The organism is Amycolatopsis sp. NBC_00345 (genome assembly GCF_036116635.1).
Taxonomy (GTDB): domain Bacteria; phylum Actinomycetota; class Actinomycetes; order Mycobacteriales; family Pseudonocardiaceae; genus Amycolatopsis.
Genome location: NZ_CP107995.1, coordinates 9,989,596 through 10,002,443 on the forward strand (window position 1 = coordinate 9,989,596; position 12,848 = coordinate 10,002,443).

The window sequence follows — 12,848 nt, forward strand, 5'->3', positions numbered from 1 at the left end:
GCGACGCTGCGAATGTGGTCTGCGCCACAGTAGGGAGCCGGACACGGCGGGAGGAACCGTCAGCGGCTCAAACGCCGGGCGACACGACGAACGGTTGACGAGCGGTACGCGGGCGCGGCCGAATGGGGCGGCTCCGGACCGCGCTCGCGCTCGTCGAGGTGCAGGCGGAGCATCGCCGCCCCGGCCCAGGCCGCCGGCCGCCCGCGCAGCGAGACCGCGGCCATCACGCCGAACGCGACCGGTACCGACCAGGGTGCCGGTTGCGCGACCAAGATCGCCACCCAGCCGTGCAGTTCCGGCCCGGCGAGCGCGAACAGGATCGAGCCGGACGAGCCGAGCAGCCCGGCGAGCACGCCGCTGATCGCGCCGGCCGCGGTGAGCCGCGGCCACCAGATGCCGAGCACCAGCAGCGGGCAGAACGTCGAGGCGGCCACGGTGAAGCCCCACGTCACCAGCACCCCGGCGTCGAGGCCCGCGGAGGGGAGCGCGAGCAGGACCATCGCGACGGCGACGAACACCACCGTCACGCGCAGGCGCCGCAGGCCGCCGGCCATCAGGTCGTAGGCGAGCGCGCCGGACATCACCAGCAGCAGGCCCAGTGACGTCGCGAGGAACGCGGCGAACGCGCCCGCGGTGAGCAGCGCGGTGAACAGCTGGCCGGCCCAGCCGTGGTCGACCTGGGCCGGGAGCGCGACGACCACGGTGTCGGTCGCGCCGGAGAGGTACAGCTCGGGCACGAGCACCCGGCCGAGCACGCCGTAGACGCCGGGGAAGAGGTAGAACACCCCGAGCAGCGCGACGGTGATGGCCGCGGTGCGGCGGGCGGCGCGGCCGTCCGGGCTGGTGTTGAAGCGCATCAGCACGTGGGGCAGGCCCATCGTGCCGAGCATCGTGGCGATGAGGACGGCCCACGTGCCGAGCAGCGGGTAGCCCTTGTCGTCGAGGTCGAGCAGCGGCCGTTGCCAGTCCGGCCCGCCGAGCGCCGCGCCGCCGCGCACGGCCGGGACCGGTGCGCCCGCGGCGAACACCAGCCGTTCCCCGCTGTGGGCCGTGAGCTCGCCGGGCGGGACGAGGCCGGGTTTGCCGTCGGTGAGGAGGGTGGTCGGCTCGCGCAGCACCAGCGTGACGTCGGCCTGGAACTCGACCGGGGTCTCGCGCCCGAAGTGCGTGAACTCGACCGGGTTGAGGGCGGCGTCGCGGTCCGTCGCGCTGACGTGCAGCACGAGCCAGAGCGCGGGGACGAGGAACAGCACCAGCTTCAGGAAGAACTGGAACGCCTGCACGTACGTCGCCGCGCGCATCCCGCCGAGCGCGAGGGTGACACTCACGGCCGTGCCCGCGATGACCACGCCGACCCAGTACGGCGTGGCGCCGACCGCGGTGAGCACCAGCCCGGCCGTGCGGAACTGCGGGACCACGTAGATCGTGCCGATCACCAGCACCACCACCGCGGCCAGCCGTCGCAACGCGGGAGAGGCCAGGCGCGCCTCGGCGAAGTCGGGCACGGTCAGCGCGCCGGAGCGCCGCATGGGCGCCGCGACGAGCACGAGCATCGCGATGTACCCCGCAGTGAACCCGACGGGGTACCAGAGCGCGCCGACGCCGTCCTTCACCACCAGCCCGGCCACCCCGAGGAACGACGCGGCGGACAGGTACTCACCCGACACCGCGGCGGAGTTCACGAACGGCGAGATCCGCCGTGAGGCGACCAGGAAGTCCGACGTCGTCCGCATCGCGGCGACCCCGCGCACGCCGATGAGCAGCGTCACGAGCACCACGGGCGCCACCGCGAGCGCGATCTCCACTAGCTCGATCTCCACTGGCGCGATCTCCCTTGGCGCGCCCCGGCCGGGTGGTCGCCTTGATACGCCCCAATGTGGCGTTGGTTGCGTTGGACGCACCCAATGTGGCGTTCGGTGCGCTGGACGCACCGAACGCCACATTGGGGCGCGGCGGGCGGGGGCGTCATCGCTCGTCCTCGGGGCGTTCGGCGTCCTCGGCCCGGCGGAGCTGCCAGCGGGCCAGCACGACCATCACCGGGTACGGCAGCAGCGCGATCATCAACCAGGACAACGGGATTCCCCACAACCGCACGTCGTCGAGGCCCGGTGCCGCCGCGAAGACCACGGGCAGTCCCAGCACGAGCACGAACATCGCCACCAGCGCGGGGATCCCGCGCCGCCGCTGGGCGCGGTAGAGGACCGCCGCGCGCTCGGCGTCGGCCACCTGCAGCCGGGGCATGCGCCAACGCCCGCGCGCCTGTCGCCGCGAACGGGCCAGTCGCGTCTGCGGGCTCGTGACGGCGACTCGCCGTGTCCGGCTCACCGCGCCACCAGGACTCGTGAGTGTTTATGCCGGTTAGAACCGGCATAAACACTCACGAGTCCGATCCCAGCTGGCCTCGTTGCGCCGCTTCCAGCAGCCGGTCACGCAGGTCGCGGGCGTGGCGGCGGCTCACCGGGACGTCGCCGGCCTCGGTGTGGGCCAGCAGCCCGCCCGCGGAGTCGCTGCGCAGCTCCAGCACCCCGGCGACGGCGAGCAGGAAACCGCGGTGCACGCGGGTGAAACCGGTGCCCTCCCAGTACTCCGCCAGCCGCGAGATGGGCATGCGCACCAGGTGCACGCCGCCGCGGGTGTGCAGGCGGACGTAGTCGCCGTGGGCCTCCACGAACAGGACGTCGTCGCGGCGGACGTAACGCGTGCGGCCGCCCGAGTCGACCGGCAGGGCGGCCATCGCGTCGGGGGCGGGGCGGGGACGGCCGCTCGGGGCCATCCGCAGCACCTTCGCCAGTGCCGCCGCGAGCCGTTCCGTGCGGACCGGCTTCAGCAGGTAGTCCACGGCGCCGAGGCCGTACGCCGCCACGGCGTGGCCGTCGTGCGCCGTGACGAACACGATCACCGGCGGCTCCGAGAGCTTCGCCAGCAACGACGCCAGCTCCAGGCCGTCGAGGCCCGGCATGGAGATGTCCAGGAACACCGCGTCGAACCGGTCCGCCTGCAACAGCTTCACCGCCTGCAGCGCGTCCCCGGCCCCGGCGACCTCCCCGACCTCCGGTGCCTCGCGCAGCATCCGGCACAGCTCCGCCAGCGCCGGCGGCAGGTCGTCGACGGCCAGCACCCGCAGCCCGCTCACGGCAGCACCCCCGGCTGGAACCTCGGCACCCGCACGATCACCCGGGTGCCCGCGGACAGTCCGGTCTCGACGGTCAGCCCGTACCACGCGCCGTAGACGTTCCGGAGCCGTCTGTCCACATTGGCCAGTCCGACACCAGCACCGTCGGCGCTTTCCCCGACGCGCCCCGCGAGGATGTCCGCCGCGAGCGCCGGGTCCATGCCCACCCCGTCGTCCTCCACGCTGATCACGCAGTCGTTCCCTTCCGCCTGCCCGTGCACCTGGACCAGCCCGGCGCCGGCCCGCGGCTCGATGCCGTGCCGGATCGCGTTCTCCACCAGCGGCTCCAGCACCAGGTACGGCACCGCGACGGCCAGCACCTCCGGCGCCACCCGCACCTGTACCCGCAGCCGCTCGCCCAGCACCGCGCGCTGCAGCGCCAGGTACGTCTCCACCGCGCGGAACTCCTCGGCCACCACGGTGTACTCGCCGTGGCGCGCCAAGCTGTAGCGCGTGTAGTCCGCGAAGTCCAGCATCAGGTCCCGCGCGCGGTCCGGCTCGTCGCGGACCAGTGAGGCGATCACCGTCAACGCGTTGTACACGAAGTGCGGCGACATCTCCGCTCGCAGCGCCCGTAGCTCGGCCTGCGCCGCCTGGTCGGCGGAGGCTTCCAGGCGACCGCGTTCGAGCGCCTGCACGACGACGTCGGCCGCCTGCCGCAGCACGCCGCCCGGCGGGTCGCCGATCACCAGCAGCGCGCCGGCCAGTTCATCGTGGACGTGCAGCGGCACGGCGGCCACCCCGCCCGCCGACGTCGGCTCCTCGCTGTGCAGCACCTCGTCCAGCACGTGGGCGACGGCCTCGTCCGCGCCCGGCCGCCCGGACCACAGCAGCGAACCCGACAGGTCCGTGAGGCCGAGCCCGGCGAAGCCGAACAGCCGCCGCAGCCCGTGGGTCGCCCGGCGCGCGCGGACGCCGGTGAGCCCGTCCATCAGCTCGTCGGAGGCCTTCCTGGCCGCGGCCAGCACGGACGCGGTGTCGGCGCCCGCGGCGGGCCGCCAGGGCAGGCGCGCACCCTCGGTCATCGGCGGCCTCCCCTCGGCGACGGTGTCTGGGGGAGCCGATCCTAGCCCCGAACGCCGTCAAGGCCTCCTTACCCGCGCCGCACGCGGGTAAGGAGGCCTTGACGGCCTTGAACGTGAGAAGTGCGCTGGTCCCAGCTCAGCACTTCTGCTTGTAGAAGTACTGCGAGTTCGCGTCCATGTCGGCCTTGGTGATGGAGTGCAGGTTCGCGGTGAGGTTGCGGGTCACCGACTTGCCCTCCAGCGAGGCCACCGCCTGGTCGACGCCCTGGACGCCGATCGAGGCCGGGTCCTGGGCGATCAGGGCCTGGTACTCGCCCTTGCGCAGGCCGTCCACTTCGGACGGGCTGGCGTCGAAGCCGACCAGGTTGACCTGGCCGATCTTGCCCGCGTTGCGCAGGCCGGTGGCCGCGCCCTCACCGGTGTTCAGGTTGGTGGCGAAGACGCCGATCAGGTCCGGGGTCGAGGCCAGCGCCGCGGTCACCTTGGCCGCCGCCTGGTCGGGCTCGTTCTGGGTGAACTGGATGCCCGCCGACTTGAGGTTCGGGTGGTTCTTCAGCTCTTCCTCGAAGCCCTTGGCGCGCGCGGCCGTGGTCGACGTGCCCGCGATGGTGTCGAGGATCAGCACCGAGCCCGCCTTGCCACCGGCCAGCTTCGCCAGCGTCTGCGCGGCCAGCTTGCCGCCCTCGGTGTTGTCCGAGGAGATGGACGACACCGCGACACTCTTGTCCTGGAGCGAGGTGTCCACCTCGACGATCTTCGTGCCGCGGTTCTTCACCTGCTGGATCGGCGCGAGCATCGCCTTGTCGTCGGTCGGCGTGACGAGCAGCGCGGCCGGCGGGTTGGAGCCCAGCGCGTTGACGATCGTGGTCTGCATCGCCGCGTCGAACATCTGCGGCGCCTGCGTGGTCAGGTCGTAGCCCAGCTTCTTGGCCTCGTCCTGCGCGGCGCACTGCATCGAGATGTAGAACGGCTCGGCCTGCACGCCCGGCACCAGCGCGAGCTTCTTGCTGTTCGCCGTGTTCGACGTGCCGCCGGAGCCGCTGCTGCTCTGGCCCACCTGGCCCTGGCCGCACGCGGCCACCAGCGAAGCGGTCGAGGCCAGTATGCCGGCGGTGATCAGGGTCTTGCTCAGCTTCATCTTCAAGCACCTCTTCGTACTCGGGGGGAGTCAGCGGGAGTTGCGGTTGCGACGGCGTCGCTGGTCGAACCAGACGGCCGCGATCAGCACCGCGCCGACCGCGATCATCTGCCAGAAGTCCTGGACGTGCGTGATGTTGAAGCCCTTCTTCAGCACGGCCGGGATGAACACGCCGATCACCGTGCCCAGCACTGACCCGACGCCGCCGAAGAGGCTCGTGCCGCCCATCACCGTGGCGGCGATGGCGTTCAGGTTGTCCGTGGTGTGCGCCGAGATCGTGGTCGACGCGTAGTAGGCCAGTGAGAGGAACCCGGCGGTCCCGGCCAGGAACCCGGTCAGCGTGTACACCTTCAGCAGGTGCGCGGTGACGCCGATGCCGGAGCGCCGCGCGGCTTCGGCGTTGGAGCCGACGGCGAAGGTGTAGCGGCCGAACTTCGTGGTGTGCAGCAGCCACGCGCCGATCAGCGTGATCACCACGGCCACCATCACCAGGTTCGGCACCCCGCCGAACGACGTGCCGTAGCCCAGCGTCTTGTTCAGCTCGGTGGGCACGCTGCGCACGTCGGACCCGCCGTTGAGCAGGTACGCCGCGCCGAGTGCCGCGCCCATGGTGCCCAGCGTGACGATCAGCGGCGGGATGTTCGCCACCGCGATCAGGAACCCGTTGATCAGGCCCCACACCGTGCCGGCGGCGACGGCCGCGACCAGCCCGACGATGATCACGCCCCAGCCGGCGTTCGACGCGTCGCCGCCGCTGAGCGCCTCCATCGTCTTGCCCGCCACCATGCCGGCGAAGATCAGCACCGAGCCCACGGACAGGTCGATGCCGGAGGTGATGATCACGAACGTCATGCCGACCGACAGCACGAGCAGCACGGACGTTTCGATCAGCAGCGTCTGGAAGGTGAACAGCGTCGCGAACTCGTTCGGCGCGATCGCGGTGAACACGATGACCAGCGCCAGCAGCACCAGCGCGATCCAGAACGTGTTGGCGCCGATCAGCCGCTTGCCCAGCGGCACCTTGCCGAAACCACCGTCCACAGTGGTCTGGATCTCCGGGTCCTTCGCGGGTGCGGTCACGCCGCTTCCTCCTGAACGAGAGCGCCGGTCATGGCCGCGACGAGGTCTTCCAGCTTCGTGGCCGAGCCGACGAACCGCGCGACGCGCTTGCCGAGCCGCAGCACCTCGATCCGGTCGGAGACCGACAGGACCTCGGGCATGTTGTGGCTGATCAGCACCACGGCGATGCCCTTGTCCCGCACCTTCTTGATCACGTCCAGCACGCGCTCGCGCTGCACCACGCCGAGCGCGGCGGTCGGCTCGTCCATGAACACGACCTTCGACGCCCACACCACCGAGCGCGCCACCGCGACACTCTGCCGCTGCCCGCCGGACAGGGAGCCGATCGGCACGTCGGTGCTCTGCAGCGTCACGCCGAGGCGCTTGAACTCCTCGACCGCCCGCCGCCGCATCTCGGGCTTGTCCAGCATGCCGATCTTGCCGAGGAAGCCCTTGCGGTGGATTTCCCGGCCCAGGAACAGGTTCGCGGCCGGGTCGAGCTCCGGCGCCACCGCGAGGTCCTGGTACACCGTCTCGATGCCGAGGCGCCGCGCGGTGGTGGGGGTGTCGAAGTGCACCTCGGCGCCGTCGAGCAGGATCTTGCCCGACGACGGCTGTTCGGCGCCGGACAGGCACTTCACCAGGGTCGACTTCCCGGCGCCGTTGTCGCCGATCAGTGCGGTGACCTCACCCGCGCGGGCCTGGAAGGAGGCGCCGCGCAGGGCCTCGACCGAGCCGTAGTGCTTGGTGAGGTCGACTGCGTCGAGCAGGATCTCGCTCATCGGCCTACCTCTTCTCGGGGAGCGGGGGACGGCAGCGGATCACGGTCAGGTTCCCCGTGACCTCGGCCTGGCCGGAGTCGTACGGGACCACGTAGGTGTCGCCCTTGGCCAGCGGGTGCTCGCCGCCGTCCTCCGTGCGCAGCGTGCCTTCGCCGTCGAGCACGACGAGCACGGCGAACGACGGGTCCAGCGCCACCGGCGCACCGGTCACCTGGAGCCGGTCCGCGCGGAAGAACGCGTCCGAGCCCGCCGCCAGCAGGTCCACAGTGGACGAGGTGTCCGCCGCGGTGTGCTTGACGATGGACTTCAACCGCTCTTCGTCCCAGCCGGAGGTGTCCAGCGTCTCGATCGCGGTGTCGAAGCCGATGCCGAGGTGGCCCTTCTCCGGCGAGGCCAGGAAGTCCCGCCACTCCAACGTCAGCGAGAAGTCCGTGGGCTGCTGCAGCTCGACCACGAACACGCCCTCGCCGATCGCGTGCGGCAGGCCCGACGGGATGTACACCGTGTCGCCGGCCTGGACGCCGACGCTGTTGAGCGCGCCCAGCATGCTCGGCGCGTCCTGCTCGCGGGTCCACTCGGCGACGGTCGCCTTGTCCACCGTCTCCTTGAAGCCCGGGTACACCCGCGGGTCGTCGCCGTAGGTGCCGACCACGATCCACGCCTCGGTCTTGCCGAAGTGCGAGTCGAAGTGCTGCTGGGCGAACGCGTCCGACGGGTGGAAGTGCACCGGCAGCCGCTGCCCGGCGTCGAGCAGCTTCACCAGCAGGCCGGTGGAGTCGCCGAGCGACGCCACGTGCTTGGCGCCGAGCCACGCGGCCGCGTTCTCGCGCACGGCGTCGCGCAGCCAGACGCCGCTGGGCAGCCGGGTCAGTCCGGTGGTGTCCTGGCCGAACATCGTGGTGACGGACCCGACCCAGTCCTCGGGGCCGAACTTGGTCTCGGAGCCGACGCCGCGCAGGGCCGCGATGGCGTCGCCGCCGCGATAGAACTGCGGCGGCTGGTTGGCCGGGAGCCGGATCGGCTCGAGGTGCGTGCTCACGGGGCGACCTCACCGGAACCGCGGGCGACAAGATGCACGGGCAGGATTACCTTTCTCGGTGCGGACTGATCCCCCTGGACGCGGGCGAACAGCAGCTCTGCCCCCGCGTGCCCGAGGGCGCTGACGTCGTGTGCGACGACCGTGACGGGCGGGTCCAGCAGATCCGCCAGCTCGAAGTCGTCGAAGCTGACCATGGCGAGCCGGTGCGGCGCGTGCGCCAGCGCGCGCAGCAGGTGGACCGCCACCCGGTTGTTGCCGGCGATCACCGCGGTGGCGGCGCCGGGGCCGGTGAGCAGGGACCGCACGGCGTGGCCGACGGTCTCCGGCGTGGGCGTGGTCATCACGACCAGGCTCTCGTCGTAGGAGATGCCGTTGCGGACGCAGCCCTCGCGGAAGCCGCGCAGGCGCTCGGCCGCGGTGAAGATGTCCGGGCTGTCGCCGAGGAAGGCGATCCGGCGGTGGCCGTGGACCGCGAGGTGGGTGACCGCCTCGATGGCGCCGCCGAGGTTGTCGAGGAGCACGGTGTCGGCCACGATGTCGCCGGCCGGCCGGTCGAGGAACACCACGGGCGTGCCCGCGCGCATCTCCGGCACCAGGTAGCCGTGCTGCATGCCGGCGGGGACGACGAGGATGCCGTCCACGCGGCGCGCACAGAACTCCAGGGCCAGCTCGCGCTCGCGGTCGGAGTTCTCCTCCGACGAGCCGGTGAGCACCTGGCGGCCGAACGAGGTCGCGATCCGCTCGACCGCGCGGTTCAGCTCCGAGTAGAAGGGGTTGCCGACGTCCTCGACGATGAGGCCGATGGTGCCGGTCGTGGACCCGCGGCGCAGGTTGCGCGCGCCGAGGTTGCGCCGGAAGCCGAGCTGCTCGATGGCCGCGACCACCCGCTCGGCGGTGTCCGGATGCACCGCGGGCTCGTCGTTGACGACCCGCGACACCGTTTTGATGCTGACGCCCGCCAGCCGGGCCACGTCGCTCATGGTGGCCCGTCTGCTCGCCGGGCGGGGGAGCCCGTCCGCTTCCCGGCCGTGAGGAGACAACGTTGTCATAGTGGCGCAGATTGCACACCACGCAGCGGGGGTATGTCAATCCCCGTGCCGCGATGACCGGAATTCAGCCTGCGAAAGTCGTGGTGCAATCGGCTGATCAGTCTGTCCTGAACTGGACAGACTCCCACCTCGGACTTGACGTTCTCGTGAGGTATTGCCCAAGGTTGCCCGCATCGACGGTGTGCGCGACAAGGTTGTCATCCATGCCTGGACCACGGTGGTGGGCGACCGGCGTCGCGCCGACAATTGGAGAGGCGATGGCGATATGGCGCGAGCGCGCTGGAGAGCCGGACTGATCTTCCTGACCACGGCGGTGGTGGCGGCGATGGCCCCGGCCGCGCCCGCCCTCGCGGCGGCGAATGCCCCGGCCCAGGACCTGGCCAAGTGGGTCAACCCGTTCGTCGGGACGCGGCCCGGTGGTGCGGACCAGGGGACCGGCGGCGGCGCCGGCAACACCTTCCCCGGCGCGGTGGCGCCGTTCGGCATGGTGCAGTGGAGCCCGGACACGGTGAAGTCCCAGCCGGGCGGGTACTTCTACGACGACAACGCCCTCACCGGGTTCAGCCTCACGCACCTTTCGGGCGCGGGCTGCTCGAGTTACGAGGACATCCCGTTCATCCCGTACGTGGGCGAGGTGACCACCTCCCCGGCGACCGACCCCGGCCACTACACCTCGACGTTCTCGCACGACAACGAGCACGCCACTGCCGGCGCGTACGACGTGAAGCTGGACAGCGGCGCGAAAGTCGAGCTGAGCGCGACCCAGCGCACCGGCTCCGCGCGCCTGACCTACCCGGCCGGCGCGTCCTCGACCCTGCTGGTGAACACCTCCGGCTCGGTCAACGGCACCGACGACGCGTCGATCAGCATCGGCAAGGACACGATCAGCGGCTGGGCGACCAGCGGCCGGTTCTGCGGCGCGAAGAACAGCTACCGGGTCTACTTCTCGGCGAAGTTCGACACCCCGTTCGCCTCCGTCGGCACCTGGAAGAACGGCGCGGTGACGCCGAACAAGACCGCCGAGTCCGGCGGCGCGAAGGCCAAGGTGGCCCAGCCGAACGGCGTCGACGCCGCGATCGCGCGCCCGGCCAAGGAGAAGACCCAGGACACCACGGTCAGCGGCCCCGGCAGCGGCGGCTACGTCACCTTCGCGAACCTCAACGGCGCGCAGGTCAACGCCCAGGTCGGCCTGTCGTTCGTGTCGGTCGACGGGGCGAACGCGAACCTCAAGGCCGAGAACAACGGCAAGAAGTCGTTCGACCAGGTGGCCGCGGCGACGCGCCAGGCGTGGAACGACCAGCTCGGCAAGATCGCGGTGAGCGGCGGCGCCGACGCCGACATGACGACGTTCTACACCTCGCTCTACCACTCGCTGATCCAGCCGAACGTGTTCTCCGATGTGGACGGCAGCTACCCCGGCTTCGACGGGCGCATCCACAAGGCGGACAAGGGCCACGCGATGTACACCAACTTCTCCGGCTGGGACATCTACCGCTCGGAGATCCCGCTGCTGGCGACGATCGACCCGAAGCAGACCTCGGACATCGTCCGCTCGATGATGGCGTACGCCGAACAGGGCGGCGCGTGGGACCGCTGGACCGTGGCCAACGACTACACCGGCGTGATGAACGGCGACCCGTACCACATCATCGTCTCCAGCGCGTACGCCTTCGGTGCCCGTGACTTCGACGCCCAGAAGGCGTTGCTGCTCATGATCAAGGGCGCGACCCAGCCGACGCAGGGTTACACCGAGCGGCCGGGCCTGGCCGACTACCAGAAGCTCGGCTACGTGCCGGGCGCCGGCGCGGACACGCTCGAGTACTCCAGCGCCGACTTCTCCATCGCCGAGTTCGCGAAGCGGCTGGGCGACAGCGCCACGTACACCACGTTCATGAAGCGCGCGCAGAACTGGCAGAACCTCTACAACCCGGGCACCGGGCACCTGCAGCCGCGCAACGCGGACGGCTCGTTCTCCGGCAGCTTCGACCCCGCCAGCTCGCAGGGCTGGGTCGAGGGCAACGGCGCGCAGTACGACTGGATGGTGCCCTACGACCTCGGCGGCCTGGTCACGGCGTTCGGCGGCAACACCGCCGTGCAGTCCCGATTGGACACTTTCTTCACCGAGCTGAACGCGGGCACGCAGAAGCCGTACGCCTTCATGGGCAACGAGCCGAACTCCAACGCGCCGTTCGTCTACTCCTTCGCGGGCGCCCCGGCCAAGACCCAGTCCATCGTGCACCGGTCGATGGACGAGCTGTACAACCCCCGCCCCGAGGGCCTGATCGGCAACGACGACCTCGGGCAGATGTCGGCCTGGTACGTCTGGTCCGCGCTCGGCCTGTACCCGGAGATCCCGGGCCGCGCCGAGACGCTGCTCACCACGCCGCGGTTCGCCCACTCCGTGCTCACCACGGGCGCGGGCAAGAAGATCACCGTCAACGCGCCGGGCACCGGTGACTACGTGGGCAGCCTGAAGGTCAACGGCTCGCCCGAGGCCAAGGCGTGGCTGCCGGAGGCGCTGATCTCCTCCGGGGGCACGCTGGACTACACGCGTTCGGCCACCGCCACCGCGTGGGGCAGCGCCGCGGCCGACGCGCCGCCGTCGTTCCGCGACCAGGAGAAGCCGAGCCTGTCCTTTGTGGACCCGGCCCGCGTGGTGGCCCCGGCCGGTTCGACCACTACGGCCTCGGCCGGCGTGCAGGACCTGTCCGGTACCGCGAAGACGTGGACCTACACCACCGGCTCGGTCGACGGGATCACCCTCTCGCCGTCGACCGGCAGCGTCGTGGTGCCCGCGGGCGGCAAGGCGCACGCCACGTTCACCGTTTCCGTGCCGCCCGGCACGTCCGACGGTTCACGGCGGATCCCGGTGACCTTCTCGGCGCCGGGCCTGGCCGGCACCCAGGCGACGCTCACCGTGCTGGTCGCGCAGCCGAACAGCTGGCTCGCCACGGTCGACAACACCGGCATCTCGCCGGACTCCGACCCGTCGAAGGCCAACTTCGACGGCGGCGGCTGGAGCTACTCGGCCGACGCGCTGGCCGCGGCCGGCGCCAAGCCGGGCGGCACGGTGACCAGTGACGGGATCAAGTTCACCTGGCCGTCGTTCGCCACCGGCGATCCCGACAACGCGGTCGCCAACGGCCAGACGGTGAACGTGACCGGCAGCGGCACCCAGCTTTCCCTGCTCGGCGCGGGCGCGGACGGCAACGCGCAGGGCACGCTCACCATCACCTACACCGACGGCAGCAAGTCCACCGCGACCGTCGGGATGTCGGACTGGACGCTGGGCGGCGGCGGCGCGCAGCCGGCGTTCGGCAACCGGATCGTGCTGAACACGCCGTACCGCAACGCCTCGGGCGGCGACCCGCAGCAGATTCGCACGATGGTGTTCGGCACGGCGCCGATCACGCTCGACGCCGGTAAGACGGTGGCCAGCGTGACGTTGCCGTCCAACGTCAGCGGCGGAGTGCTGCACGTGTTCGGCATCGGCATCGGCTGATCTGAAACCCCGCAGTCGTCAAGCCCAGTGCCGTCAAGGCCTCCTTACCCGCGTCCGACGCGGGTAAGGAGGCCTTGACGGA

General features: G+C 71.2%; 10 protein-coding genes. 1 reads left to right on the forward strand and 9 read right to left on the reverse strand.

What is annotated here, in order from left to right:
- Window positions 1-59: 59 nt before the first annotated feature.
- From OG943_RS45670 to OG943_RS45710, 9 genes are all read right to left on the reverse strand, one after another.
- A complete protein-coding gene (locus OG943_RS45670) occupies window positions 60-1,805 on the reverse strand; it encodes a sodium/solute symporter (protein WP_328612347.1) in 1,746 nt (581 codons plus the stop codon).
- A 160-nt stretch (window positions 1,806-1,965) separates the two neighbouring features.
- Entirely contained in the window at window positions 1,966-2,325 is a 360-nt protein-coding gene (locus OG943_RS45675; protein ID WP_328607097.1) for a hypothetical protein, read from the reverse strand.
- Between the two features lie 52 nt (window positions 2,326-2,377).
- Window positions 2,378-3,133, reverse strand: coding sequence for a LytR/AlgR family response regulator transcription factor (locus tag OG943_RS45680; RefSeq protein WP_328607098.1), 756 nt, complete (start codon window positions 3,131-3,133; stop codon window positions 2,378-2,380).
- Window positions 3,130-4,197, reverse strand: a complete 1,068-nt coding sequence (locus OG943_RS45685) for a sensor histidine kinase (protein WP_328607099.1) — start codon at window positions 4,195-4,197, stop codon at window positions 3,130-3,132. Before OG943_RS45685 ends, OG943_RS45680 begins: the two co-directional genes overlap by 4 nt.
- 136 nt (window positions 4,198-4,333) lie before the next feature.
- Window positions 4,334-5,335 (reverse strand): ABC transporter substrate-binding protein, encoded by a 1,002-nt coding sequence (locus tag OG943_RS45690; RefSeq protein WP_328607100.1) that lies wholly within the window; start codon window positions 5,333-5,335, stop codon window positions 4,334-4,336.
- A 30-nt stretch (window positions 5,336-5,365) separates the two neighbouring features.
- Window positions 5,366-6,415, reverse strand: coding sequence for an ABC transporter permease (locus tag OG943_RS45695; protein ID WP_328607101.1), 1,050 nt, complete (start codon window positions 6,413-6,415; stop codon window positions 5,366-5,368).
- The gene (locus tag OG943_RS45700; RefSeq protein WP_328607102.1) at window positions 6,412-7,176 is read right to left on the reverse strand and encodes an ATP-binding cassette domain-containing protein; all 765 of its coding nucleotides are present in this window, start codon (window positions 7,174-7,176) and stop codon (window positions 6,412-6,414) included. The genes OG943_RS45695 and OG943_RS45700 overlap by 4 nt, the downstream gene beginning before the upstream one ends.
- A 4-nt stretch (window positions 7,177-7,180) precedes the next feature.
- A complete protein-coding gene (locus OG943_RS45705) occupies window positions 7,181-8,215 on the reverse strand; it encodes a class I mannose-6-phosphate isomerase (protein ID WP_328607103.1) in 1,035 nt (344 codons plus the stop codon).
- Window positions 8,212-9,195, reverse strand: a complete 984-nt coding sequence (locus OG943_RS45710; RefSeq protein ID WP_328607104.1) for a LacI family DNA-binding transcriptional regulator — start codon at window positions 9,193-9,195, stop codon at window positions 8,212-8,214. The genes OG943_RS45705 and OG943_RS45710 overlap by 4 nt, the downstream gene beginning before the upstream one ends.
- 334 nt (window positions 9,196-9,529) lie before the next feature.
- Here OG943_RS45710 and OG943_RS45715 point away from each other — a divergent pair, with 334 nt between their 5' ends.
- On the forward strand, window positions 9,530-12,766 hold the full coding sequence (locus tag OG943_RS45715) for a GH92 family glycosyl hydrolase (RefSeq protein ID WP_328607105.1): 3,237 nt from the start codon (window positions 9,530-9,532) through the stop codon (window positions 12,764-12,766).
- The last annotated feature ends 82 nt before the right edge of the window (window positions 12,767-12,848 follow it).

Bases quoted from the DNA above. Each gene is read 5' to 3' on its own strand.
- OG943_RS45685 (WP_328607099.1), bottom strand. From the start codon at position 4,197: ATGACCGAGGGTGCGCGCCTGCCCTGGCGGCCCGCCGCGGGCGCCGAC.
- OG943_RS45690 (WP_328607100.1), bottom strand. From the start codon at position 5,335: ATGAAGCTGAGCAAGACCCTGATCACCGCCGGCATACTGGCCTCGACC.
- OG943_RS45700 (WP_328607102.1), bottom strand. From the start codon at position 7,176: ATGAGCGAGATCCTGCTCGACGCAGTCGACCTCACCAAGCACTACGGC.
- OG943_RS45710 (WP_328607104.1), bottom strand. From the start codon at position 9,195: ATGAGCGACGTGGCCCGGCTGGCGGGCGTCAGCATCAAAACGGTGTCG.
- OG943_RS45715 (WP_328607105.1), top strand. From the start codon at position 9,530: ATGGCGCGAGCGCGCTGGAGAGCCGGACTGATCTTCCTGACCACGGCG.